Annotated in this window: 26 protein-coding genes; 11 read left to right on the top strand and 15 right to left on the bottom strand. The window is 34.5% G+C overall.

The features are described 5' to 3' along the window. Positions 1-115: 115 nt before the first annotated feature. The 7 genes from tssD to GON26_RS19785 form a co-directional block, all read right to left on the bottom strand. A complete protein-coding gene (tssD, locus tag GON26_RS19815) occupies positions 116-502 on the bottom strand; it encodes a type VI secretion system tube protein TssD (RefSeq protein ID WP_160376505.1) in 387 nt (128 codons plus the stop codon). Between the two features lie 1,137 nt (positions 503-1,639). Continuing rightward, on the bottom strand, positions 1,640-3,538 hold the full coding sequence (locus tag GON26_RS19810; RefSeq protein ID WP_160376504.1) for an amidophosphoribosyltransferase: 1,899 nt from the start codon (positions 3,536-3,538) through the stop codon (positions 1,640-1,642). Positions 3,539-3,619: 81 nt separating this feature from the next. Then, positions 3,620-4,543 (bottom strand): PfkB family carbohydrate kinase, encoded by a 924-nt coding sequence (locus GON26_RS19805; protein WP_160376503.1) that lies wholly within the window; start codon positions 4,541-4,543, stop codon positions 3,620-3,622. 207 nt (positions 4,544-4,750) lie between these two features. Further along, positions 4,751-5,092, bottom strand: coding sequence for a type II toxin-antitoxin system RelE/ParE family toxin (locus GON26_RS19800; protein WP_160376502.1), 342 nt, complete (start codon positions 5,090-5,092; stop codon positions 4,751-4,753). After that, entirely contained in the window at positions 5,050-5,304 is a 255-nt protein-coding gene (locus tag GON26_RS19795; RefSeq protein WP_160376501.1) for a hypothetical protein, read from the bottom strand. The genes GON26_RS19800 and GON26_RS19795 overlap by 43 nt, the downstream gene beginning before the upstream one ends. 78 nt (positions 5,305-5,382) lie before the next feature. Then, positions 5,383-5,778, bottom strand: coding sequence for a hypothetical protein (locus tag GON26_RS19790; RefSeq protein ID WP_160376500.1), 396 nt, complete (start codon positions 5,776-5,778; stop codon positions 5,383-5,385). Continuing rightward, positions 5,762-6,349 (bottom strand): RNA polymerase sigma factor, encoded by a 588-nt coding sequence (locus tag GON26_RS19785; RefSeq protein WP_160376499.1) that lies wholly within the window; start codon positions 6,347-6,349, stop codon positions 5,762-5,764. The genes GON26_RS19790 and GON26_RS19785 overlap by 17 nt, the downstream gene beginning before the upstream one ends. A 512-nt stretch (positions 6,350-6,861) precedes the next feature. On the opposite strand from GON26_RS19785, the gene GON26_RS19780 reads away from it, so the two are divergent. Continuing rightward, positions 6,862-7,209 (top strand): DUF6249 domain-containing protein, encoded by a 348-nt coding sequence (locus tag GON26_RS19780; RefSeq protein ID WP_160376498.1) that lies wholly within the window; start codon positions 6,862-6,864, stop codon positions 7,207-7,209. Between the two features lie 73 nt (positions 7,210-7,282). Here the strand turns inward: GON26_RS19780 and rnhA are convergent, their stop codons facing one another. From rnhA to purN, 3 genes are read right to left on the bottom strand one after another with little or no spacing between them, the layout of a single operon-like run. Next, positions 7,283-7,759, bottom strand: coding sequence for a ribonuclease HI (gene rnhA / locus GON26_RS19775; protein ID WP_160376497.1), 477 nt, complete (start codon positions 7,757-7,759; stop codon positions 7,283-7,285). Next, entirely contained in the window at positions 7,760-8,365 is a 606-nt protein-coding gene (locus GON26_RS19770) for a hypothetical protein (protein WP_160376496.1), read from the bottom strand. A 4-nt stretch (positions 8,366-8,369) separates the two neighbouring features. Beyond that, positions 8,370-8,933 carry a phosphoribosylglycinamide formyltransferase gene (purN, locus tag GON26_RS19765; protein ID WP_160376495.1) on the bottom strand — a complete coding sequence of 188 codons (564 nt, stop codon included), beginning with the start codon at positions 8,931-8,933 and terminating at the stop codon, positions 8,370-8,372. A gap of 175 nt (positions 8,934-9,108) precedes the next feature. Here purN and GON26_RS19760 point away from each other — a divergent pair, with 175 nt between their 5' ends. The 7 genes from GON26_RS19760 to GON26_RS19730 all read left to right on the top strand — a co-directional run bounded on the left by GON26_RS19760 (position 9,109) and on the right by GON26_RS19730 (position 16,384). Then, the gene (locus GON26_RS19760) at positions 9,109-9,345 is read left to right on the top strand and encodes an acyl carrier protein (RefSeq protein ID WP_007137004.1); all 237 of its coding nucleotides are present in this window, start codon (positions 9,109-9,111) and stop codon (positions 9,343-9,345) included. Between the two features lie 239 nt (positions 9,346-9,584). Further along, entirely contained in the window at positions 9,585-10,838 is a 1,254-nt protein-coding gene (gene fabF / locus GON26_RS19755) for a beta-ketoacyl-ACP synthase II (RefSeq protein WP_160376494.1), read from the top strand. 7 nt (positions 10,839-10,845) lie between these two features. Beyond that, positions 10,846-11,586, top strand: coding sequence for a ribonuclease III (rnc, locus tag GON26_RS19750; RefSeq protein ID WP_160376493.1), 741 nt, complete (start codon positions 10,846-10,848; stop codon positions 11,584-11,586). Between the two features lie 125 nt (positions 11,587-11,711). Then, complete coding sequence (locus GON26_RS19745; protein WP_160376492.1) at positions 11,712-12,200, top strand: IPExxxVDY family protein; 489 nt, start codon at positions 11,712-11,714, stop codon at positions 12,198-12,200. A gap of 5 nt (positions 12,201-12,205) precedes the next feature. After that, positions 12,206-13,636 carry a pyruvate kinase gene (gene pyk, locus GON26_RS19740; RefSeq protein WP_160376491.1) on the top strand — a complete coding sequence of 477 codons (1,431 nt, stop codon included), beginning with the start codon at positions 12,206-12,208 and terminating at the stop codon, positions 13,634-13,636. A 193-nt stretch (positions 13,637-13,829) separates the two neighbouring features. After that, a complete protein-coding gene (locus GON26_RS19735) occupies positions 13,830-14,882 on the top strand; it encodes a glycoside hydrolase family 130 protein (protein WP_160376490.1) in 1,053 nt (350 codons plus the stop codon). Between the two features lie 305 nt (positions 14,883-15,187). Then, entirely contained in the window at positions 15,188-16,384 is a 1,197-nt protein-coding gene (locus GON26_RS19730; RefSeq protein ID WP_160376489.1) for a C1 family peptidase, read from the top strand. A gap of 48 nt (positions 16,385-16,432) precedes the next feature. On the opposite strand, the gene GON26_RS19725 is transcribed toward GON26_RS19730, so the two are convergent. Both GON26_RS19725 and dinB read right to left on the bottom strand, forming a co-directional pair. Next, positions 16,433-16,948, bottom strand: coding sequence for a PAS domain-containing protein (locus GON26_RS19725; RefSeq protein WP_160376488.1), 516 nt, complete (start codon positions 16,946-16,948; stop codon positions 16,433-16,435). Between the two features lie 80 nt (positions 16,949-17,028). Beyond that, positions 17,029-18,111: a DNA polymerase IV gene (gene dinB / locus GON26_RS19720; RefSeq protein WP_160376487.1), complete on the bottom strand. Its 1,083-nt coding sequence runs from the start codon at positions 18,109-18,111 to the stop codon at positions 17,029-17,031. A gap of 123 nt (positions 18,112-18,234) precedes the next feature. Between dinB and GON26_RS19715 the strand changes: the two genes are divergently transcribed. Both GON26_RS19715 and GON26_RS21705 read left to right on the top strand, forming a co-directional pair. Continuing rightward, a complete protein-coding gene (locus tag GON26_RS19715; protein WP_160376486.1) occupies positions 18,235-18,969 on the top strand; it encodes a metallophosphoesterase family protein in 735 nt (244 codons plus the stop codon). Positions 18,970-19,017: 48 nt separating this feature from the next. Next, on the top strand, positions 19,018-19,542 hold the full coding sequence (locus tag GON26_RS21705) for a DUF6646 family protein (RefSeq protein ID WP_230407972.1): 525 nt from the start codon (positions 19,018-19,020) through the stop codon (positions 19,540-19,542). Between the two features lie 74 nt (positions 19,543-19,616). Here the strand turns inward: GON26_RS21705 and amaB are convergent, their stop codons facing one another. Beyond that, positions 19,617-21,170, bottom strand: a complete 1,554-nt coding sequence (gene amaB, locus GON26_RS19705; RefSeq protein ID WP_160376485.1) for an L-piperidine-6-carboxylate dehydrogenase — start codon at positions 21,168-21,170, stop codon at positions 19,617-19,619. A 245-nt stretch (positions 21,171-21,415) separates the two neighbouring features. Between amaB and GON26_RS19700 the strand changes: the two genes are divergently transcribed. Next, positions 21,416-22,375 (top strand): MBL fold metallo-hydrolase, encoded by a 960-nt coding sequence (locus GON26_RS19700; RefSeq protein ID WP_160376484.1) that lies wholly within the window; start codon positions 21,416-21,418, stop codon positions 22,373-22,375. Positions 22,376-22,394: 19 nt separating this feature from the next. On the opposite strand, the gene GON26_RS19695 is transcribed toward GON26_RS19700, so the two are convergent. Both GON26_RS19695 and GON26_RS19690 read right to left on the bottom strand, forming a co-directional pair. Continuing rightward, complete coding sequence (locus GON26_RS19695; RefSeq protein WP_160376483.1) at positions 22,395-22,577, bottom strand: hypothetical protein; 183 nt, start codon at positions 22,575-22,577, stop codon at positions 22,395-22,397. Positions 22,578-22,704: 127 nt separating this feature from the next. Next, positions 22,705-23,244 carry a 3-hydroxyanthranilate 3,4-dioxygenase gene (locus GON26_RS19690; protein WP_160376482.1) on the bottom strand — a complete coding sequence of 180 codons (540 nt, stop codon included), beginning with the start codon at positions 23,242-23,244 and terminating at the stop codon, positions 22,705-22,707. Between the last annotated feature and the right edge of the window lie 156 nt (positions 23,245-23,400).

Below are 23,400 nucleotides of genomic sequence, written 5' to 3'. Positions count from 1 at the left end.
TAGTAAAATCGTTAATGTTGTTTTGAAAAATATTTCAGGAATAAATAAGGGGAGCCTATACAATAGACTCCCCTAAAAGGTTCAAGCTTTAAAAAGTTGATGAAGTCTTTTTGGGTTATACCCAGGCATTATCAAACTCTCCACCACCCATAGCGATTTTACGTGCTGAAATCATGAAGGTTTCAGTTAACGGATTTTCGCCTGTGTGGTCAAAGTTTTCTTTGTACTTCACCATGTAAGCTTCAGTAAATTTCAATTCTTTCAAAGTTGCGTTTGAATCACGTTTAATAAACTTCACCGAACCATCCTTTCTCTCGAAATTGTTCGTCATCCATTCGAATAATTCAGTTCCTCCGGTAGATTCTACCTCTACCATGATTCTTCCGCCACGAGTAACTGTCGAAGGACGCCCTGAAGCATCTGTTTCTTGCGCTAAATCGTAGCTTACGCTTAATACTTTGTAATCTTTTCCACCTACTGTTAATGTTGTTGAGAACGACATAATGATAAATTTTAGTTATTTAATAATTCATTTACACTTCAAAAATATAAATAAATTCTTTCAAACAATAAAAATTACACGAAAAAGACTACTTTTTAGATTAAATACAAAAAAAAACGATGAAAAGCCTTTATTGGCAATAGTTGTTGCTAGTAGAAATGTTTATAAGATTCAATTGGTCTGTTTTAAGGAGTAAAGAGCCAAATTAAAATCAAAGTAAAAAGATTATAGACGTTTGATTTAATAATGAATCAGGAAAATTAATCACTAAAAAATGATCAAACTTAAAAAGGTAATAATGAAAAAAAACACTAAAAATGAAGATTTATGTAACCAAGGAGGGAAAGGAAATGAATAAAGAAATCAGTTAACTTTATTCCAATAAAAAAGGCGAATCTCTTCGCCTTTTTTGCCCCAAATCTACCATAAACTTAACCTACTAATGTTATGGTTTAGTAAAAGTACTTTTGTGGTTTTGATTTGCAAAATTTTTTAGACGAAAGGTAAATATAATCGTTAATAGGTAGTTTAGTGTTAAAAACAAATAAGATTGATGATTTAAATCTTAATAAAACAGGAAATTTAAATCCCGGAAAAACCTGAAATCCCAAATTCTAACATCAAAACAATTATAATTATGTTCTTCAAATGTTACTATTAAAAAAGAAGTTATTTAAAAAAGGGAATATTAGAAAATTAATGTTTAACTGTTAACCGAAGGGAGAAAATAGTATGAAAGTAATAAACAGCTAATTTTAAGATTTGATTTGTCTTTATTGCAATAAAAAAGGCGAATCTCTTCGCCTTTTTTGCCCCAAATCTACCATAAACTTAACCTACTAATGTTATGGTTCAGTAAAAGTATAGTAGCTATTTTGTTAAACCAAATATTTTAGATGAATTACCAATAAAACCGACAAAAGACGTAATTTCTTACTTTGATGGTTTTTGGAACTTTATAAAAATAAAAAAGGTGGAATTGCTTCCACCCTTTTTGCCCCAAATCTACCATAAACTTAACCTACTAATGTTATGGTAGTTCAAAAGTATTACAGCACAACGGATTCGCCAAACATATAGGATGAACGGCATAAAAAACCGATGAAATGCACAAATTAACCTTTTATTAATATTTTTCTAATATGCTCTTGCGTCTTTTCCTTCATAGAAATTCATAAATGCACGATTTACAACTCTATTTCCTCCAGGTGTAGGATAATCTCCGGTAAAGTACCAGTCTCCTAAATTTTTAGGACAAGCAATGTGTAAATCTTCTACTTTTTGGAAAATAATTTTCACCTCGGCGTTGATTTCTGGTGAACTCAACATTTCGGCAATTTTATCTGAAACTTCTTCTGGTGTAAACTGATCGTAGATTGCCGTAACGTAATTTACAACATCTGCGTCAACGTAGTTTTCCTGAGCTTTACATTTGGCATAAACTTCATCTACGATATGGTATAAGTTTCTTTCTTTTAGCAAAGCTAATGCTGCTCTAAAAGCAACCAAACCTTCCAGTTTTGCCATATCAATTCCGTAACAATCCGGGTAACGAATTTGTGGTGCCGATGAAACAATTACAATACGTTTTGGTTTCAAACGATCCATCATCTTGATGATACTCATTTTAAGAGTCGTACCGCGAACGATACTATCATCAATAATTACAAGGTTGTCTGTTGGTTTGATAACGCCGTAGGTTACATCATAAACGTGTGCTACCAAATCATCACGACTACTATCCTCAGTAATAAAGGTTCTTAGTTTTGCATCTTTAATCGCAACTTTCTCGGTACGAATTTTTACTTCCAGTAATTCTTGTAAAGTTTCAGCCGTCAATGTATTTCTATTGGCTAAAATATAATTGTTTTTTCTTTGATTTAAAAAGTCCTGAGCCGCTTCGACTAAACCATAAAATGAAGTTTCGGCAGTGTTCGGGATATAAGAGAAAACCGTATTGTCAGTATCACTATCAATTGATTCTAAAACAGCTGGCAAAATTAATTTTCCTAAGTTTTTACGTTCTTGATAAATTTCAGCATCACTTCCTCTTGAGAAATAAATTCTTTCGAAAGAACAGGCTTTTTTTACGGTTGGTTCCAGAATTTGATTCATAGAAACTTTTCCGTTTTTCTTGATAATTAAAGCATTTCCTGGCTCGATTTCCTGAACTTTTTCAAAAGGAACATTAAATACCGTTTGAATAACAGGTCTTTCTGAAGCGACTACCACAACTTCATCATCCTGATAAAAATAAGCTGGACGAATACCGGCCGGATCTCTAAATACGAAAGCATCACCATGACCTAATAATCCAGCCATTGCGTAACCTCCATCTAAATTTTTAGCAGAACGGGTTAATATTTTGGCAAGATCCAATCGTTCAGCAATTACTGGCGAAGCTTCTCTTTTTGAGTAACCTTCTGCTTTACAGTCCTGATACAATTGCATTACTTCTTTATCCAAAAAGTGTCCAATTTTCTCCATAACCGTTACAGTGTCGGCCATTTCTTTCGGATGCTGTCCTAGTTCAACTAAGTTTTCGAAAAGCTCTTTAACATTGGTCATATTAAAGTTTCCGGCTAAAATCAAATTACGGTGCATCCAGTTACTCTGACGTAAAAATGGGTGAACACTTTCGATGCTATTTTTTCCGAAAGTTCCGTAACGAACGTGACCTAAAAATAATTCTCCTATATAAGGAATATTTGCTTTTTGAGCGGCAACATCATCAGCATATTCAGGATTTGAAGTCAGCTCTTCGTTGATGCGCTCATTGATTTGTTTAAAAACATCCTGTATCGGTTGTGCATGATTCGAACGAACTCGGCTAATGTAACGTTCTCCTGGCTCAACATCTAGTTTGATGCTGGCAAAACCTGCTCCGTCTTGCCCACGGTTGTGCTGCTTTTCCATCATAAGGTACATTTTTTGTATCCCGTAAAAAGCAGTTCCGTATTTTTCTTTGTAATATTCAAGCGGTTTAAGAAGTCTAACTAAGGCTATACCACATTCGTGTTTTAAAGCGTCGCTCATTGTAATTTTGTGTTTGTGTTGTTGTAAGTTGTGCGTAATAACGTAATAAAAAAGCCCCGAGTTTCCCGAGGCTTTAAGGCATTATATTTCTATGTCAAACTGAGTTAACGACTTAAATTGCTGTAATCGAATCGCTACTTCTGCTTTGCTTAATGTTTCCATCCTTTCTGTTCCAAATTTCTCCACACAAAATGAAGCTAAATTTGATCCGTAAATAATAGCGTTTTTCATGTTCCCGAACGAGATGTTTTCGCTTTGCGCAATGTATCCGGAAAAACCACCTGCAAAAGTATCTCCAGCTCCAGTTGGGTCATAAACTTCTTCTAATGGTAAAGCTGGTGCAAAAAACACTTCTCTGTTATGGAATAAAAGCGCTCCGTGTTCTCCTTTTTTGATCACCACATAGTTTGGTCCCATGTCCTGGATTTTAGCTGCTGCTTTTACTAACGAATATTCTCCTGAAAGTTGTCTTGCTTCTTCGTCATTAATAGTAATCACGTCAACACGTTTGATTACTTCTAATAATTCAGGTAAAGCACAATCCATCCAGAAATTCATAGTGTCTAAAACTACTAATTTTGGTTTTTTCTCCATTTGATCCAAAACACTGCTTTGCACTAATGGGTGTAAGTTTCCTAACATTACCACATCTGAATCTTTGAAGTTTTGAGGAACTTTTGGTTGAAAGTCAGCCAAAACATTAAGTTCTGTAACCAAAGTATCTCTGGAATTCAAATCGTTGTGGTATAGACCGCTCCAAAAAAAGGTTTTACCGCCTTTTACAATTTCGATACCAGAAATATCAATATTTTTTGAAGTTAAAAGATCTAAATGTTCTTGAGGAAAATCGTCACCAACTACAGAAACAATGGCCGATTGTAAGTTAAAAAATGACGCTGATAAACCAATGTACGTTGCAGCACCACCTAATATTTTATCTGTTTTTCCGAAAGGAGTTTCAATCGCGTCGAAAGCAACCGTTCCAACAATCAATAATTTATTCATTTTATGAATTTCGAATTAGGGTGCAAAGATAGTCCATAAGTTACAATATTGCAACGGTTTGGGTTCTCAAAATTTTCTTAAAAAAACAATATCGTTTTCGGGGGTAAAAGTATTGTTAATGAGAGAATTATATTTAAATGTTTTGAAAGATTAAAATAAGTTTTTAAGATTTAAAAAGCAATAATGGTTTTGAAAATATTTAATAAATTATCGAAGTTTTTTAAAAGATGAGGTCTTTCTTTTTCCACTTAAAACACCTAAAATTGTAATTTGGTATCCTTTAATCTTGAATATAATTAGCCAAGTTTTATAATTTGCTTCTCTGTAAATTTTAGTTTTGGTTGGAATATTTTCGCATTCAGAATAAATCAAAGGATTATGAATAATTTTATTCATTGTTCTGTTTATTCCGTTACCAATTTTAATGGCATTTAAAGGTTGATGTTTTTCAAATGCTATATAATCTACAATTTCTTCTAAGTTTAAACAATAATTTTCAGAGACAATTATCTTATATTGTTCTGAATTTTCAGCTTTTTCTCTTCCCATTTTTCATTAAACGTTTCTAAAGACATTGTTGGGGATTTTTCTGCATTTTTCACCCATTTTAGGAAATCTTCTTTAGATAATTTTATTTCATTTTGGATGCTTTCATCTTCAAAATCAATTGATACTTTCAATGCTTTTCCAACATAATTTTTAGGAATCTCAAAAGTAAGATTGACAATTTTATCTTTGGGAGTGATTGTTTTTTGTATCATTTTTTTTAAAATTAGAAACCTATGCAAAATTACAATAAATGAATTCAAAATCAGTACTATAATTTTCTTTTTATTAATCTACAACTCATACTTCCTATCAAAATAATTCTTCAATAAAGTAATCTGAATCAAAACCATAACAGGAACAATCAAAATGGCGTACACCGTTTTTTTAGAAAAATGAATACCAGAAAAAACACTAGAAATTTTATCCGAATACGATTTGCCAATTTCTAAATTGTATCCAGTCCCTGAAAAGAAATTCGCGTAAACTCCCAAAGCAATCATAAGTACAATTACAAAAAACCAAACCGATTTTGAGATTAAAGGCTGGTAAACTTTAGGCTGAACTTTCTCTGCAACCAAAATCTGAGACATTATATTCGAAGTAAAGTCCATAGATGGCGATTGCAAAGTGTCTTCGCTCATCATTTTTTCAATAAGATTTTCTATATTTTTATCGCTCTCTTTCATAATAATCTATCGTTTCTGGTTCTAATTGCTTTTTCAAAATTACGGCTAATTTTTGTCGGCTTCTAAATAATTTTACTTTGGCATTATTGGCCGTAATATTCATAATCTTGCCAATTTCGTCTAAACTCTGATCTTCAAAATAAAATAAAGTTAGCAAGAAATTTTCATCATTTGGCAATACATTCAAACAATTCTGAATCGTTTGCTTTCGTTCTTTTTCTTCCAAAGCACTCAAGGCGTTATCCATCGTTTTGATCAGATGTGCCGAAAATTCATCTATCGAAATATTATTTTCTTCCTTTTTGCTTTTCTTCAATCTATCCAAACAGGTGTTGTAAGCAATTTTATAAATCCAGGTTGAAAATTTCGAATCTCCTTTAAACTTATTCAAAGAATTATAAATTTTGATAAAAGTATCTTGCGCAACTTCCTCGGCTTCCTCACGATTTTTGACCATTTTGAGTGCCAATGTAAAAATCATATCCTTATAACGATCTACCAACACGGCAAAAACATTGGTTTCACCCTGTAAAATTTTATCGATATAATGTTGATCGCTCAAAGTACTCATATTGTATAGGACGAAAGTTATACAGTTTAGGTTACAAGAATTTATAAAAATTCCAAAAAATAAATTCCAAAAAATAAATTCCAAATTCCAATTCTTGAATTTTTAAAAAATTAAATATTTAAAAAATCATCATTCAGAGTATTGTGTGCATTATTCATTACGTAAGAATCTCAAGTATTGACTTATAATTTGTTTGTCGAATAACTTTACTGGGATTCCTACGGAATGACAAGTTTGAGGATTTCTTTGTGTACAAATTTTCAACACACAGTTTGTCATTCCGTAGGAATCTCAGCATCGACCGAAATTCGCTTCATTTATTGTTAAATATTTTAAAGAATTGAGAGGATTTGAATTTTAAATAATAAAAATAAAACTCAAAATTAACTGATAATCAGTGATTTTTGGAATTTGGAATTTAAAAATTTTGGAATTTATTTTTAAAAAGGTGTAACCTAAAATAAAAACCCCTCGTCCTATGGAGTATCAATCAATTATAAAACATAAAAATTATGGGACCACAAATTTTAATTCCAATTAGTCTTTTCTTAATGATCTTCGGGATTGTTTATCTAATTTATTCAACAAGAAACAGAGAGCGTTTGGCTCTTATAGAAAAAGGTGTTGATGCCAGTATATTTTTAAAAGGAAAAATAAACGGAGGCTCAGCCTGGAAAATTTTTGTTGTAAATCTGGCCTTCTTATTAATCGGAAGCGGTGCTGGAATTTTTCTTGCGTTGCTTATCACAACCTACACTTCTCTAAATGATGGTGCAGTTTATCCTTCGATTATTTTTATAATGGCAGGTATCGGACTTTTGGTTGGATTTAAAACTGCAAAAGATTTAGATAAAGAGTAAAAATCGTTTAAGTTAGTACCTTTAAGAACGGTTATAACGCGTGGGAAACAATTGTTTTTGGCGCGTTATTTTTTTATGATTTAGAACCAATGGTTTCGTAATAAACATCAACCGAAAGTTTAGGCTGCATCGACGCCATTACGGCCAATTCGTCGCAGCGTTCGTTTTGCGGATGGTTGTTGTGTCCTTTTATCCATTTAAAATCGACCTGATGTTTGCGATAAACAATCAGAAAGCGTTTCCATAAATCAGGATTTTTTTTACCGGTATAACCTTTTTTCTCCCAGCCAAAAACCCATTTTTTTAGAACAGAATCGACAACATATTTAGAATCCGAAATAACTAAAACCTTCATGTTTGGGTTTTTTAGTTTTTCCAGACCCACAATTACGGCCAGCAATTCCATTCGGTTATTGGTCGTGAGGCGAAAACCTTCGTAGAATTCTTTTTTATGTGGCGTTCCTACCAGTTCCATCACAACGCCATATCCGCCATTTCCGGGATTTCCTTTGGCAGCGCCATCTGTATATATGTGTACTTCGTGTGACATTTAATTATTTGTAAGCGATATGCCTTCTATTAATGCTTCAAAAAGCTCGCTATTATTTTCTTTTCCATATTCTTCAATAAAATTGATAGAAATATAATAGCCGTCTTTAGGAATATAATAACTTGTACTGTTAATAATATGAGGTTTATTGTTGTTTTTTAAAACAAACTGAACCGAGAATTTAACCACTTTTTGTTTAGAAAGTTCTACTATTCGAGGGTTTTCGATAAATCGAAAATCGTCTAAAGATTTTTGGGCTTCGATATTGGAGTTTTGTACCTGTTTTAAAAAATCTTCTAAACTGGTCGTTTTGTTCTCCCTTGTACGGATTTTAATTGTTGGAATGATTCCCGGATAAGTTTTAGGGTCATATTTAACGTATGTCGCTAAACTAACAGAAGAACCATCAGAAATAAGCAAATTGTTAATCTGTTTGTCTGTAAAATCGTAGTTGTTTAAGTTGTTCAGGACTTCGGTATTGTTTTGCGAAAGCCATTTTTTTGGAATACCAATCGAGAAACCAATTCTTTTTATTTCTAATCTTTCCTGACAATATATAGTATTCGATAATAAAACGAATAGTAAGGTTAAGGCTGCCTTTTTCATAAAATTAGTTTTCTAATAAACGTGAAATGATCTCCGGAAAGTATTTTTGTTCTAACTCGTGAATCTTTTCAGCAACAGTTTCTGCAGTATCAGTCTCGTTTAAGGCTACGCTTTTCTGAAAAATGATGGCACCTTCGTCATAATTTTCGTTTACAAAATGAATGGTGATTCCGGTTTCTTTCTCTTTATTTTCGACTATCGCCCTGTGTATGTGCATTCCGTACATTCCTTTGCCTCCATAATTAGGCAAAAGCGCAGGATGTATGTTGATTATTTTATCTGGATATAGGGCAATTATGTCTTCAGGAAACTTTAATAAGAATCCGGCCAAAACGATCAGATCTGGGTCGATTTCCTGTATTTTTTGTAATACGTTTCGGCTTAAAAGTTCGTTTTTTGAGAAGATTTCGGTCGAAATGTGATGATTTTTTGCTCTTTCGATCACTTTTGCATTTACATTATTGGTAAAGACCGAAACTACATTTGCAACTTTTGATTTTTTAAAATGTTTAATGATATTTTCGGCATTACTTCCTGAACCTGAGGCAAAAACAACAATTTTTTTCATAATCAACTTTATTTTGAGAATGCAAAAAACGGAATAAAAATCGAAAATAAATAGTATTAAAAGGGCTTTCTTGAAATTAATTTTATAAATTAGTATCACATTTATTAACTAAATAGTTGTTTTAAAATAAAGTTTTTTATTTTTGCCAACAAATTAAATTCTAAAATTAAAGATTATGTCAGACATTGCATCAAGAGTAAAAGCGATTATCGTAGACAAATTAGGTGTTGACGAAAACGAAGTTGTAACAGAAGCAAGCTTCACTAATGATTTAGGAGCTGACTCATTAGACACTGTTGAGCTTATTATGGAATTCGAGAAAGAATTTGATATTCAAATTCCAGACGATCAAGCAGAGAACATTGCTACTGTTGGTCAAGCTATTTCTTATATCGAGGAAGCTAAAAAATAATAATACCACACCCGAATTTTAGAAATTCCAAAATTGAATACCCAAATCCCAAAACTGGAGTTTGTTGTTTAAAAAGTTTGGAATTTCTAAAAGTCGGGTGTTATTATTTTTTAAAATTGAAATTTCGATTGGTTATCAATCAAAAAGATATATTTATATTGTAATGCCCATGGCTCTTATGTAACAATACAGTTAAGAAAGCGTGGGTTTTATTTGTTTAAAGATACAAAACATATATTATGGCATTAAGGCGAGTTGTTGTAACAGGATTAGGTGCTCTTACTCCTATCGGGAATAATATCCAGGAGTATTGGGATGCACTCGTGAATGGTGTTAGCGGAGCTGCTCCTATCACATATTATGATACAGAAAAGCATAAGACAAAGTTTGCCTGTGAAGTAAAGAACTTCAATATTGAAGACTATATGGATCGTAAAGAGTCTCGTAGGTTAGATAAATTTGCTCAATATGCTGTTGCTGCAAGTGACGAAGCTATTAAAGATGCTGGACTTACAGATGATAATATTGATAAACAAAGAGTAGGTGTTATTTGGGGTGCAGGAATTGGCGGATTAGAGACTTTTCAGGAAGAAGTTTTATACTATGCCAAAGGCGATGGAACTCCAAAATTTAATCCTTTCTTTATCCCTAAAATGATTGCCGACATTGCGCCAGCACACATTTCGATGCGTAACGGTTATATGGGGCCAAATTATACTACAGTTTCAGCATGTGCCTCTTCGGCAAATGCTTTAATTGATGCTTTCAACTACATTCGTTTAGGAATGTGTGATGTTATTATCTCAGGCGGATCAGAAGCTGCCGTAACTATTGCTGGTATGGGAGGTTTTAGTTCCATGCACGCTTTATCAACTAGAAATGAAACTCCGGAAACAGCTTCAAGACCTTTTGATGCTACCCGCGACGGTTTTGTCTTAGGTGAAGGAGCAGGAGCTTTGGTTCTGGAAGATTACGAACATGCTAAAGCCAGAGGTGCAAAAATTTATTGCGAAGTTGGCGGAGGCGGAATGTCATCTGATGCTTACCACTTAACAGCACCACATCCAGAAGGAATTGGCGTTATTGCAGTAATGAAAAATACATTAAGAGACGCTGGACTGAATCCTGAAGATGTGGATCATATCAACACTCACGGTACTTCTACTCCATTAGGAGATGTTGCCGAATTAAAAGCAATCAGTGCTGTTTTTGGCGCTCATGCAAAAAACATCAACATCAACTCTACAAAATCTATGACAGGTCACTTACTTGGTGCTGCAGGAGCTATCGAGGCAATTGCTTCTATTCTGGCGATGCAACACGGTATTGTTCCGCCAACGATTAATCATAGTGTTGTGGATGAAAATATCGACCCTTCATTGAATCTTACCTTAAACAAACCTCAAAAAAGAGAAGTAAATGTTGCGATGAGTAACACTTTTGGTTTTGGTGGACACAATGCTTGTGTATTGTTTAAAAAATTGGCTGAGTAATTCTTTTATGAATATTATCAAAAAAATATTTTCAAAATCCCGTTCTCAAGAAGACGGGATTTTTTTTGACACTATTCAGAAAATACTTGGTTTTGAACCTGTTTCGATAGGTTTTTATAAGAAAGCATTTACTCATAGATCTTCAAATAAATTAGACGAATCCGGGCATCCTATCAACTATGAACGGTTAGAATTCCTGGGAGATGCCATGTTGAGTGCTGTTATTGCTGCACATTTGTACAATAAAGCGCCAAACGGAGACGAAGGCTATCTGACTAAAATGCGTTCAAAAATCGTGAGTCGTGAGCATTTGAATGAGTTAGGAAAAGATTTGAATTTGGTGCGTTTTGTAGAAAGCAAAGTGCCCATTCAACATTTTGGGGAAAACATTCATGGTAATATTTTCGAATCACTTATTGGGGCTATTTATTTGGATCGTGGTTATTCTTTTTGTGAAAAATTCATTCAGAATAGAGTTATTACGCCTTATGTAGATATTGTTCGTTTAGAAGGAAAAGTTATCAGTTATAAAAGTCTGGTTATCGAATGGTGTCAGAAAGAAAAAAGAATCTTTCATTATGATATTTTTGAAGATAATGGTATCGACGGACAACGCCTTTTTGGTGTGAAACTGAGTATAGATGATAAAGTAATTGCAAGAGCAAGAGCGACATCAAAAAAGAAGGCGGAAGAGAAAGCATCACAACGTGCTTATTTTGCATTTCAGGAAAAAATAGATAAGAAATAACGACAAAAATGCCGTAAGATTCTTAAAGCTATAACGTTTTCGTTCAAAAATTAACAAAAACAAGCAGAACTTAGCTGTTTATGCTCCGTTAGAAATAGTATATTTACAACTTGATTTTTCATGATATGGCAATTCATAGATTGGATTTAGACGAATTTGACGAGATTGATTATTATTTACTGGCCATTCATACTTCATTAGAAGATTATCGACTGGCTTATTTTATCAATCAAAAACTTCCGATAAACTTAAGTAAGAGCAAAAATGAGATCCATGCTCAAACGAAGGAAGGCGAAGCAAGTTTTTCGAGATTCTATTACTATGACACTGAGAAAGCCCTTTCATGGAATTTGATTCAGAATAAAAATGAAATCATTTCAGTGAGTACAAATGATTTTCAGAATTTGTTTTCAAATGAAACAAGTGAGGTTTCAACAACAATTCGTTTACTTCCTGAATTCAAAAAAGTCGATTTTTTTCTGAAAATAGACAATAGCGATGAGGCTATGAATTTTTCGGAAATCCAGCAAAAGCTAAATACAATTGAGAGTATTGCGGCTATTTATGCGGTGGATACAAACAAAATAAAATCAAAAAACAATTTAATTTTTTAAAAAAAATGCTAACAAACAAAAAAACTAAAATTGTAGCTACACTAGGGCCTGCATGTAGTACCAGAGAGATTATCAAGGATATGATTGATGCAGGGGTTAATGTGTTCAGAATCAATTTTTCGCATGCTGATTACGAAGGAGTAAAAGAAAAAATCGATATTATTAGAGGTTTAAATGAAGAGTTTGGATATACTACTGCCATCTTAGGAGATTTACAGGGACCTAAACTTAGAGTAGGTGTAATGGAAGAAGGAACTGTTGTAAACGATGGTGATATTATCACTTTTACAACTGCCGAAGATATTTTAGGTACTGCTCAGAAAGTATTCATGAAATATCAAAACTTCCCGAATGATGTAAATGCAGGAGAGCGTATTTTGCTTGATGACGGTAAATTGATTTTCGAAATTATTTCGACAGATAAGAAAACAGAAGTTGTTGCTAAAGTTATTCAGGGTGGAGAATTAAAATCTAAAAAAGGAGTTAACCTTCCTAATACTAAGATTTCTTTACCAGCTTTAACAGAAAAAGATATTGCTGATGCGATTTTTGCTATTGAGCAAAAAGTAGATTGGATTGCACTTTCGTTTGTAAAAACGCCTCGTGACTTACAGGATTTACAAGAATTGATCGCAAAACATTCAGATGTTAAAATTCCAATTATTGCTAAAATCGAAATGCCGGAAGCTCTTGAGAACATGGATAAGATTGTAGCGTATTGTGATGGTTTGATGGTAGCGCGTGGAGATTTAGGAGTTGAACTTCCTGCTCACGAAGTGCCATTGGTACAAAAAGATTTGATCAGAAGAGCTAAAACAGCTAGAATTCCGGTTATTGTGGCAACACAAATGATGGAAACCATGATTACAAGTTTAACACCAACACGTGCAGAAGTAAATGACGTTGCCAACTCGGTAATGGACGGAGCAGATGCGGTAATGTTGTCTGGAGAAACGGCTACAGGAAATTATCCGGTACAGGTTATTCAAAAAATGACTCAGATTTGTGAGGCAGTTGAGGATTCTCCGCTTATCCAGGTTCCACAAAACACACCACAAATTAAAACGAAACGTTTTGTAACTAAAACAGTTTGTCATCAGGCAGCTTTACTGGCAAATGAAATCAAAGCAAAAGCAATTTGTACTTTGACAAATAGCGGTTATACTGCTTTCCAGATTTCGGCTTGGAGACCATCTGCACACATTTTAGTTTTTACTTCAAACAAAAGAATCTTAACGCAATTGAATTTATTATGGGGAGTAAAATCATACTTCTATGATAAAGACGAAAGTACAGATGATACGGTAACGGATGTTAACGAAATCGCAAGACAAAAAGGATATGCTGTAAAAGGAGATTACTTAATCAACCTTGCTGCAATGCCGATTAAAGATAAAGGAATGGTAAATACCATGAGAGTTACTGAGGTAGAGTAAACTTCTCAGAAATAAAATTGAAGAAACCGTCAAATGTATTTTTGACGGTTTTTTTATGCGTTATGTTTTTTGGATTACAGAAATTGGAATGATTATTCAAGAGATAGTTTCGTACATTTGAGTACAACAGATTTTTTTGAGTAAAATCGTTTACCTGGAATGCCTTTTCAAAACAGTTAAAATTTTAAATCGAATGAAAGATATAGCCAAACGCTTCGAAAGAAATCCATTGTTATCTCCCCAGGATTTAACTCCAAGTGCAAAAGGTTTAGAGATTACCAGTTTGCTTAATCCAGGTGTTTTTAGATTTAAAGAAAAAATTTGGCTCATTGTTCGTGTTGCCGAACGACCAAAACAGGTAGCTGGAGTAATTTCATTTCCAGTTCTTACGCAAACAGGAGCCACGGAAATTATTGAAATCAATACGAGTGATCCTGATCTGGATGCCCGTGATCCCAGAGTAATTACGTATAAAGGTGTAGATTATCTTACTACACTTTCCCATTTAAGGTTATTGTGCAGTGATGATGGTTATTCGTTTTACGAACCGGAAAATTATCCTTTGTTAGTGGGTGAAGGAATTTTGGAAACTTTTGGCATTGAAGATTGTCGTGTTTCAAAGATTGAGCAAATATATTATCTCACGTTTACTGCCGTTTCTGATAATGGAGTTGGCGTTGGGCTGAGAACCACTACGGATTGGATAAATTTTCAGTCTCACGGCATGATATTGCCACCCCATAATAAAGATTGCGCTATTTTTGAAGAGAAAATTGAAGGTTTGTATTACGCTTTGCATCGTCCCAGTTCAGTCGAAATTGGAGGAAATTTTATTTGGATTGCATCATCACCGGATGGGATTCATTGGGGAAATCACAAATGTATCATCAAAACCAGAAAAGGATTTTGGGATAGTAAGCGGGTGGGAGCAGGAGCAGCTCCAATAAAAACAAAAGAAGGCTGGCTTGAAATCTATCATGGTGCCAATGCAGAAAACCAATATTGTTTAGGCGCTTTTTTGATGGATTTAAAAGACCCCACAAAAGTGATTGCCCGAACAGAAGCCCCAATTATGGTACCCACTGCGACTTATGAATTAACTGGTTTTTTCGGGAATGTTGTTTTTACCAATGGACATATACTGGAGCCGGATGGTGATACCATAACCATTTATTATGGAGCTTCGGATGAGGTTGTCTGTGGAGCACAGTTTTCGATTAAAGCGATTTTTTTACTTTTAAAATAGAACTTTTATGGAAAGCTATTTAGTTTCTAATAGGGTTGAATTATTTTATTTTGCTGAATATTTTTAAGATTTCCTAAATGCTATTTCTGAAAGTAGGCGAAACTTATTTAGTTTATAAAAAAAAGTAATTCGATTTGATTGTATGTAGAATTACTGTTTTGCATAATTTGTAAGGATTGGATGCTTAACGAAAATATTGTATAATAATTAACGATAAAAGAATAGTTTTTTTAGTTAAAATTTAATTGATTTGTAACGAAAATAAAATAATGGCTACTAATAAGTAACTATTTAAATCATTGATTATGTATAAAATTACGATGAAATCATTTATCGTTGCATCGGCATTTTTTGTTGGAGCAACGACTTGTTTTGCACAAGACGTTTTGGTAAACTCATTGAAACTAAATGCGAGTGACAAAAGCAAAGAAAACTTCAAATTTACTGAAGAAATCAATTTAGGAACCACTTCTGTAAAAACTCAGGGTTCGTCAGGAACGTGTTGGAGTTATGCTTCAAATTCATTTTTAGAATCAGAAATGATTCGTTTAGGAAAACAGCCTGTTGAATTGTCTCAGATTTATTCGGCTAGAAATGTGTATGTAGAAAAAGGTAAAAGTTATGTGCGTATGCACGGTGCTGTTACTTTAGGTGATGGAGGTTCTTTGCACGATGTAATTAATATGTATAAAAAATACGGTACCGTTCCGAGAGAAGTTTATACCGGTTTAAACTACGGAACCGATAAAAATAAATTTGGAGAAATGGCCGCTCTTATCGAAGGGGTTTTGGCTGCTGTAGTAAAAAATCCAAACGGAGAATTAACGCCTAACTGGGAAAAAGCTTATGCTGCCGTTATTGATTCTTATTTAGGAAAAACACCAGACAATTTTACTTATAAAGGAAAAAATTATACACCTCAGTCTTTTGCAAAAGAAGTGGTAGGAATTAATCCTGACGAGTATATCGAAATGTCTTCTTTTACAAGCGCTCCGTACTACCAAAAAACATTATTACAGGTGCCGGACAACTGGTCATTTGATCAGGTTTATAACGTAAAAGTAAATGATATGACAGATGTTATTGACAATGCTTTGAAAAAAGGCTATACTGTTGCCTGGGCCACAGATGTAAGCGAAAAAAGCTTTAGCTGGAAAAATGGTGTTGCATATGTTCCGTCTAAAAAATATGATGAAATGACAGCTGAGGAAAAAGCAGACATGTTTAACGGACCCAAAGCTGAACCAGAAATCACTCCTGAAATGCGTCAGGCTGCTTTTGATAATTATACCACAACAGATGATCACGGAATGCATATCATTGGCTTAGCCAAAGATCAGACAGGTAAAGAATATTATATCGTGAAAAATTCCTGGGGAGAAACAAACGATTATAAAGGATTCTTATTTGTAACCAAAAATTTCGTAAAATATAAAACTACGGCTCTTATGGTAAACAAAGGAGGACTTCCGACAGATATTGCTAAGAAGTTAGGAGTATAAGTTTTTAAATCAAAAGAAAAGCCTTTTTGAAATTTCAAAAAGGCTTTTTTATGCCACTTTTTCAAAAGCGATAAAGTGAGTTATTTCTTTGTTTAGATTAAATACAGGGAAACAAGTTATTTTGCAGTTATAAAGTTCCCCATTTTTTTTATAGTTAACAATAGTTTTTTCAAATGGCTTTTGTTTTTTGATAGCCGTTCTTATTTCTTTCAAATCGGTTAGAGAAGTTTGCGGACCCTGAAAAGTTTTGGGCTTTTTGCCTAAAATTTCTGCCTCTTTATAGCCAGTCATTTTTAAAATTCCATTTGAAGCAAAAACAATTTTTTGTTCTAAATTGGTTATCACAATTACTTCTTCCTGTAAACGGGTTTTGATTTTTAAATCGGTTGTATCCCATTTAAAATGATGAGCAATCTGTTGGATTCTTTTTAGATCAAATGAATATTTTTTTAATTCGTTAAGCAGCTCATAATGAAAATCCCATGAAAGAATGGGTATGATGTTAGCTTTTGGGCTAGTATCATACTGAGCAAAAGTCTCTCCATAATCATCATCGTAATTCATAAGACAGTTTTTATTCAAAGATAAACCGAAAGCTTTTTATAAGAAGAATAAAAGTAGCATTTAACGCTTGTTTAAGCAAATCAAAATGCAAATTTTAATTGTACCACGACCGCTTTTTTTTGTTCGGTATTCAAATTACTTAATGAAATACCGAGTAATCTAACAGAATCTTTCATTCTTTCCTGATACAATAATTCTTCAACCGTTTCGAGAATCAGACTTTTATCGGCTATAAAATAAGGCAGTGTTTTGCTTCGGGTTTGCTGGCTAAAATCGCTGTATTTTATTTTAAGGGTAACAGTTTTTCCGGAAACATTATGCTTTTTTAAACGTCGTTCCAGCGAAGTTGCAATTCTTTCCAGTTGTTCCAGCATAAATATTTCAGACGAAAGATTGACATCAAAAGTATGTTCTGCTGCAACTGACTTGGCATTTCGGGAAGGTTTTACTTCGCTATTATGGATTCCACGCACAACATGAAAATAAAATCTCCCGGATTTACCAAAATGTTTTTCCAGAAACTCTTCCGATTTTGTTTTTAAATCAGCTCCGGTAAAAATCCCTAACTGATACATTTTTTCAGTCGTTACTTTTCCAACACCATAAAATTTCCGAATGGGTAATTCTTCTAAAAAAGCTTCAATCTCGTCTGGATTTACTGTTTTTTGACCATTAGGTTTGTTGTAATCACTAGCAATTTTGGCAACAAATTTATTTACCGAAATTCCGGCTGAGGCAGATATTCCTACTTCATTCAGGATCCGTAATCGAATTTCCTGTGCGAGTAATGTGGCACTGGGATTTCCTTTTTTATTAATCGTAACATCCAGATAAGCTTCATCCAGCGAAAGAGGTTCTACCAGATCGGTATAGTCATGAAAAATTTTATGAATTTTATTCGAAATCTCTTTGTAGCGATCAAAACGGGGACGCACAAATATAATTTCAGGACAATATTTTTTAGCCAAAACCCCACTGATAGCACTCCGAACACCAAACTTTCTGGCTTCATAACTCGCTGCCGAAACAACACCTCTGTTTTCTGAACCGCCCACAGCAACAGGTTTTCCCCGCAAAGCAGGATTGTCCATCTGCTCTACCGAGGCATAAAAAGCATCCATATCAATATGAATAATTTTGCGATATGTTGGCGTGTCAGACATGCTACAAATTTAGGACTTGAAATGACAAAATTCATAAAAATAGCATGTTAAAGATTAACAACTTATTTCACTCAAACAAATCATTTTCTTTATTTTTGTAATTCTACACCCAAATAAAATAAAATGCGAACATTTGTTATAGGCGACATACATGGCGGTTTACTGGCACTGGAACAAGTGATGAAAAAAGCCAATGTTACCGAAAAAGATACTTTATTATTTCTAGGCGATTATGTTGATGGCTGGAGCCACTCACCACAAGTAATTGATTATTTAATGTATTTGCAAAGCAGGCAAAACTGTATCTGCATCAGAGGAAATCATGATCAGCTGGCATTAGACTGGCTTGAAAAAAGATTCGAAAACATAGACGAAGAAATGTGGTTTAAGCATGGAGGACAGGCTACCGTTGATGCCTACGCCAAAGTTTCGGCCGAAAAAATAGAAAAACATATTGCCTTTTTGAAATCGCTGAAAGACTATCATCTGGATGAGCAGAATAGGCTTTTTGTGCATGCAGGCTTTACCAATATGAATGGGGTAAATTATGAATATTTCCCAAAATTATTTTATTGGGACAGAACACTTTGGGAAACCGCTCTTTCTTTGGATGAAAATATTAAGATAGATGACGCATTCTATCCTAAGCGCTTAACCTTGTATAAAGAAATTTTTATAGGACATACACCTGTGACCCGAATTGGGCAAACAATCCCGATACAAAAAGCCTGTGTGTGGAACGTAGATACCGGAGCCGCTTTTAAAGGACCGCTAACCATTATGAACGTGGATACCAAAGAGTTCTGGCAGAGTGAACCACTAAATGAATTGTATTTTGAAGAAAGAGGTAGGAATTAATCAGTAAAAGACTAATTTTACATCCCAAATAATTAATATTTTAAATTTATGAAAAAAGTTATTACGCTATTGTTTTTAGTAGTATTCGGAACTACTCAGGCGCAACAGGCATTTACAGGAAAAGGAGATATCAGAGTGAATGTTGGTGCTAATCTTCAGGACGGTGGTTCTGGAATTCAGGGATCAGTTGATTTTGGTTTAGGCGAAAACTTCTCTTTCGGATTTGTTTCGACTTATTTATTAGGAGTAGATAATTATAATGGATTTTACCATGAAGTTGCTTATACAGATGAAAAACCTGAATTTAAGGATCGTTTTGATGCTAAAGCCAGAATTAATGCAAACTTAAGCAGTGTAATAGGAGTGGATCAACTGGATATTTACCCGGGTTTAAGTTTAGGACTGCACAATTTTGGAGGTCATGTAGGAGGTCGTTACTTTTTTACTGACGGATTTGGAGTTTTTACAGAACTTGGTTTTCCTATTGCAAAATACAGTGATGATAACGATTTATTCGATCATTTAAACAATCAGGTTACGTTTAGCTTAGGAGCTTCTTTTAACTTGAATTAATAAAGAAGTTTTTCTTATATAAAAAAGCCGTCTAAAATTTTAGACGGCTTTTTGGTTTTTATATTTTTCGAAGATTACAAATCAAATTTAATTCCTTGTGCCAAAGGTAAACTTGTCGTATAATTGATGGTATTCGTTTGACGGCGCATATAGATTTTCCAGGCATCAGAACCTGATTCACGACCACCGCCAGTTTCTTTTTCTCCTCCAAAAGCACCACCAATTTCAGCACCAGAAGTTCCGATATTTACATTTGCAATTCCACAATCTGAACCAGTAACTGATAAAAATCTTTCAGCTTCACGTAAATTATTGGTCATAATTGCTGATGATAATCCCTGAGCCACTCCGTTCTGAAGTTCGATGGCATTATCTACATCTCCAGAATATTTGATTAAGTATAAAACTGGCGCAAAAGTCTCGTGTTGCACAATTGCAAAAGAATTTTGAGCTTCGGCAATAGCTGGTTTTACATAACAGCCGCTTTCGTAACCTTCGCCTGAAAGAACGCCGCCTTCTACCAGAATATTTCCGCCTTCAGCCACTACTTTATTTAGAGCGCTGGCATACATTTCAACAGCATGCGTATCGATTAGGGGCCCAACATGATTGTTTTCGTCCAATGGATTTCCGATACGTAATTGTTTGTAAGCTGCTACCAAAGCGTCTTTTACTTTATCATAAATACTTTCGTGAATAATCAAACGACGTGTTGAGGTACAACGTTGTCCTGCGGTTCCCACAGCTCCAAAAACAGCTCCGATTACGGTCATTTTTATATCGGCATCAGGTGTTACAATAATCGAATTGTTACCTCCCAATTCTAATAATGATTTCCCTAAACGACCTGCAACAGCCTGCGCTACAATTTTACCCATGCGGGTAGAACCTGTAGCCGAAATTAACGGAATACGGGTGTCAGCAGTCATTAATTCCCCTATTTTGTAATCGCCGTTTATCAAACAAGAAATACCTTCTGGTAAATTATTTTCTTTGATTACTTCAGCCATAATGTTTTGACAGGCAACGCCACATAAAGGGGTTTTTTCAGATGGTTTCCACACGCAAACGTCACCAGAAATCCATGCCAAAGCGGTGTTCCATGCCCAAACTGCCACCGGAAAGTTAAACGCCGAGATGATTCCGACAACACCTAATGAATGATATTGTTCGTACATTCTATGTCCTGGACGCTCAGAGTGCATGGTTAAACCGTGTAATTGGCGTGATAATCCTACAGCAAAATCACAAATATCGATCATTTCCTGAACTTCTCCATAACCTTCCTGTAAAGATTTACCCATTTCATACGAAACTAATTTTCCAAGAGCTTCTTTATTCTCACGTAACTTTTGTCCAAACTGACGTACAATTTCTCCACGCTGTGGAGCAGGAATTAACCTGAAAGTCTTGAATGCTGCGGTTGCCGACTGCATTACTTTCTCGTAATCAGCAGGTGTTGACATTTTTACCGAAGCAATTAATTTACCGTCAACAGGTGAATAACTTGCTAATGTTTCTCCTGATGAAAAGTTTTCCGCACCAGTCGAAGTCCCTTCATTTATCGTTTTGATGCCCAATTTTTCCAGAGCTTCATTCATTCCAAATTGCGATGCTATTGTTGTCATTGTAACTTTTTTAGTTAAAATTGTTATATTTTTTCGTAAAGATATTATTTCGAGTTGAATTTTAATCAAATTTTGGTGTTAAAATCAGAGTAAATTTAGATGAATTTAATCGATTGAAGAAGTATGTTTTTAGAAAAAGCATTTCCGCTTCTCAGAAGAATGCTTCTTTTTTGCCACGAATTTCACTAATTCACACTAATTTATTCGGGTTAATTGGTGAAATTTGTGGCATTAATATTTTTGCTATGACTAATTTTAATCGTTTTTTGATTGTTTTACTGCTGGTTTCATTTTTGACAATTGCTCAAAAATCACCAAAATCAGCTTTTCAGGTCGTGCCTTTAGGTGTAAAAGGCGGTATTGATGAGAAGAATCTTTCGGCTTATTTACTGGCTCCAACCAACACAATCGATTTTATTTGTTTGGATGCGGGAACGGTAAATTCCGGAATCGAAAAAGCAATTGAGAAAAAAACATTCAGGATTTCGGCGAGTGAAGTTTTAAGAAAATACATCAAAGGCTATTTGATTTCGCACGCGCATTTAGATCACGTTTCGGGTTTGATTATCAACTCGCCTGCGGATTCTTCAAAAACAGTTTACGCCACGGATAAATGTATGGAAATGATGGAAAAACATTATTTTAATGATGAAACCTGGGCGAATTTTGGCGATGCAGGACCTGGAAATCATTTAAAAAAATACCATTTTCAGACTTTAAATTTAGAAGAAGAAACTCCAATTACCAATACAACGATGACGGTAAAAGCGTTTCCGTTAAGTCATGTAAACCCTTTTGAAAGCACGGCTTTTTTAGTTGAAAACGGAGAGAATTACGCTTTGTATTTAGGAGATACTGGCCCCGATGAAGTAGAGAAAAGTGATAATTTACGAAAATTATGGACCGCAATTGCACCCTTAGTTCAAAGCAAACAACTGAAAGGAATTTTTATTGAAGTTTCGTTCCCGAATGAGCAGCCGGACAAATTTTTGTTTGGGCATTTGACACCAAATTATTTGATGAAAGAATTACATGTTCTGGAAGAATTGGCTGGAAAGGATTCTCTAAAAGGTTTTAAAATTATCGTGACGCACTTGAAACCGCCAACAAAAAACATCACAAAAGTTAAGGAAGAACTGAAACAGCAAAATGATTTGGGAGTTAAGATTATTTATCCTGAGCAGGGGAAAAGGTTTGAGTTGTAGTTTTTTTGGATCACAGGTTTTACGGATTAAGCTGTTTTTTTTTATTTTTCAACTCCAAAAGCATTTCTTCGTGAGAAATAAAATTCCCTTCTTTATAATCTAATTTTCCTTGTGCAATTTCACCTTTTAACTCTTTGAAATAATCTTCTTCATAACTATTCGTTACAGAGTTAGTAGTTTTTATTTTGTTAGTTTGTTTCACTTCTTATTTTTTTATTAAACCTTCTTCTGAAAACAACTGCCCCTAGCCCTGATAGAAGCGACATCCTTTTGTGGCGGGGTTCGCCACAAAAGATATAGCGGATAGCAGGAAATAGCTCCTTATTAAACTACTTCTTGGCTACAAATCTTGGGTCCGATTCCATTATGGTTCCGCATTTATCGCAGGTTCTTAGGGCTTCTGAATTGTAGAAATGCTCGAAATGTGGAAGGAAATCTTTTTCGATATCTTTTAGTTCAAAACGTACTTCGTAGAGTTTATGATTGCAGTTGTCGCAATGCCAAAGCAATCCATCGGTAAATCCTTTTCCGACACGTTTCCGCTCAATTACGAGTCCGATTGAACCTTCGGAACGTACAGGTGAGTGCGGTACATTGGCAGGATGAAGGTACATGTCGCCAGCGTTTAAAACCATTTCTTTGCGCTCGCCATCTTCCTGGATTACGACTTTTATACTGCCTTCGAGTTGGTAAAAAAGCTCTTCGGTTTCGTTGTAATGATAGTCTTTTCGGGCATTTGGACCGGCAACAATCATAACAATATAATCGCCCGAATCTATATAAAGATTTTTGTTTCCAACGGGTGGTTTTAGTAAATGACGGTTATCATCGATCCATTTGGTAAGGTTGAAAGGTTTTGCTATGGCCATTTTTTAAGGTGCTGAGTTACTAAGGTTCTGAGATGCTAAGTTAAGGAAAATTTGGGTAGAGACACACAGCAGTGTGTCTTAGGTTAGGTAAACACAATTTATTCAGATTGTGTAAGACGCACTGCTGTGCGCCTCTACGATAAAAATTGGAATGGA

Origin of the sequence: Flavobacterium hydrocarbonoxydans (assembly GCF_009789235.1) — a bacterium.
GTDB lineage: Bacteria > Bacteroidota > Bacteroidia > Flavobacteriales > Flavobacteriaceae > Flavobacterium > Flavobacterium hydrocarbonoxydans.
The sequence above is the reverse complement of the archived record's forward strand: the minus strand, read 5'-3'. Positions and strand labels throughout refer to the sequence as shown.

Bases quoted from the DNA above. Each gene is read 5' to 3' on its own strand.
- purN (WP_160376495.1), bottom strand. From the start codon at position 8,933: ATGAAAAAAATTGTTGTTTTTGCCTCAGGTTCAGGAAGTAATGCCGAA.
- GON26_RS19760 (WP_007137004.1), top strand. From the start codon at position 9,109: ATGTCAGACATTGCATCAAGAGTAAAAGCGATTATCGTAGACAAATTA.
- fabF (WP_160376494.1), top strand. From the start codon at position 9,585: ATGGCATTAAGGCGAGTTGTTGTAACAGGATTAGGTGCTCTTACTCCT.
- GON26_RS19700 (WP_160376484.1), top strand. From the start codon at position 21,416: ATGACTAATTTTAATCGTTTTTTGATTGTTTTACTGCTGGTTTCATTT.
- GON26_RS19795 (WP_160376501.1), bottom strand. From the start codon at position 5,304: ATGATACAAAAAACAATCACTCCCAAAGATAAAATTGTCAATCTTACT.
- GON26_RS19810 (WP_160376504.1), bottom strand. From the start codon at position 3,538: ATGAGCGACGCTTTAAAACACGAATGTGGTATAGCCTTAGTTAGACTT.
- rnhA (WP_160376497.1), bottom strand. From the start codon at position 7,759: ATGTCACACGAAGTACACATATATACAGATGGCGCTGCCAAAGGAAAT.
- GON26_RS21705 (WP_230407972.1), top strand. From the start codon at position 19,018: ATGAAAAAAGTTATTACGCTATTGTTTTTAGTAGTATTCGGAACTACT.
- tssD (WP_160376505.1), bottom strand. From the start codon at position 502: ATGTCGTTCTCAACAACATTAACAGTAGGTGGAAAAGATTACAAAGTA.
- GON26_RS19715 (WP_160376486.1), top strand. From the start codon at position 18,235: ATGCGAACATTTGTTATAGGCGACATACATGGCGGTTTACTGGCACTG.
- GON26_RS19780 (WP_160376498.1), top strand. From the start codon at position 6,862: ATGGGACCACAAATTTTAATTCCAATTAGTCTTTTCTTAATGATCTTC.
- GON26_RS19785 (WP_160376499.1), bottom strand. From the start codon at position 6,349: ATGAGTACTTTGAGCGATCAACATTATATCGATAAAATTTTACAGGGT.
- GON26_RS19790 (WP_160376500.1), bottom strand. From the start codon at position 5,778: ATGAAAGAGAGCGATAAAAATATAGAAAATCTTATTGAAAAAATGATG.
- GON26_RS19770 (WP_160376496.1), bottom strand. From the start codon at position 8,365: ATGAAAAAGGCAGCCTTAACCTTACTATTCGTTTTATTATCGAATACT.
- pyk (WP_160376491.1), top strand. From the start codon at position 12,206: ATGCTAACAAACAAAAAAACTAAAATTGTAGCTACACTAGGGCCTGCA.
- rnc (WP_160376493.1), top strand. From the start codon at position 10,846: ATGAATATTATCAAAAAAATATTTTCAAAATCCCGTTCTCAAGAAGAC.
- GON26_RS19690 (WP_160376482.1), bottom strand. From the start codon at position 23,244: ATGGCCATAGCAAAACCTTTCAACCTTACCAAATGGATCGATGATAAC.
- GON26_RS19805 (WP_160376503.1), bottom strand. From the start codon at position 4,543: ATGAATAAATTATTGATTGTTGGAACGGTTGCTTTCGACGCGATTGAA.
- GON26_RS19800 (WP_160376502.1), bottom strand. From the start codon at position 5,092: ATGGGAAGAGAAAAAGCTGAAAATTCAGAACAATATAAGATAATTGTC.
- amaB (WP_160376485.1), bottom strand. From the start codon at position 21,170: ATGACAACAATAGCATCGCAATTTGGAATGAATGAAGCTCTGGAAAAA.
- GON26_RS19745 (WP_160376492.1), top strand. From the start codon at position 11,712: ATGGCAATTCATAGATTGGATTTAGACGAATTTGACGAGATTGATTAT.
- GON26_RS19725 (WP_160376488.1), bottom strand. From the start codon at position 16,948: ATGAATTACGATGATGATTATGGAGAGACTTTTGCTCAGTATGATACT.
- dinB (WP_160376487.1), bottom strand. From the start codon at position 18,111: ATGTCTGACACGCCAACATATCGCAAAATTATTCATATTGATATGGAT.
- GON26_RS19735 (WP_160376490.1), top strand. From the start codon at position 13,830: ATGAAAGATATAGCCAAACGCTTCGAAAGAAATCCATTGTTATCTCCC.
- GON26_RS19730 (WP_160376489.1), top strand. From the start codon at position 15,188: ATGTATAAAATTACGATGAAATCATTTATCGTTGCATCGGCATTTTTT.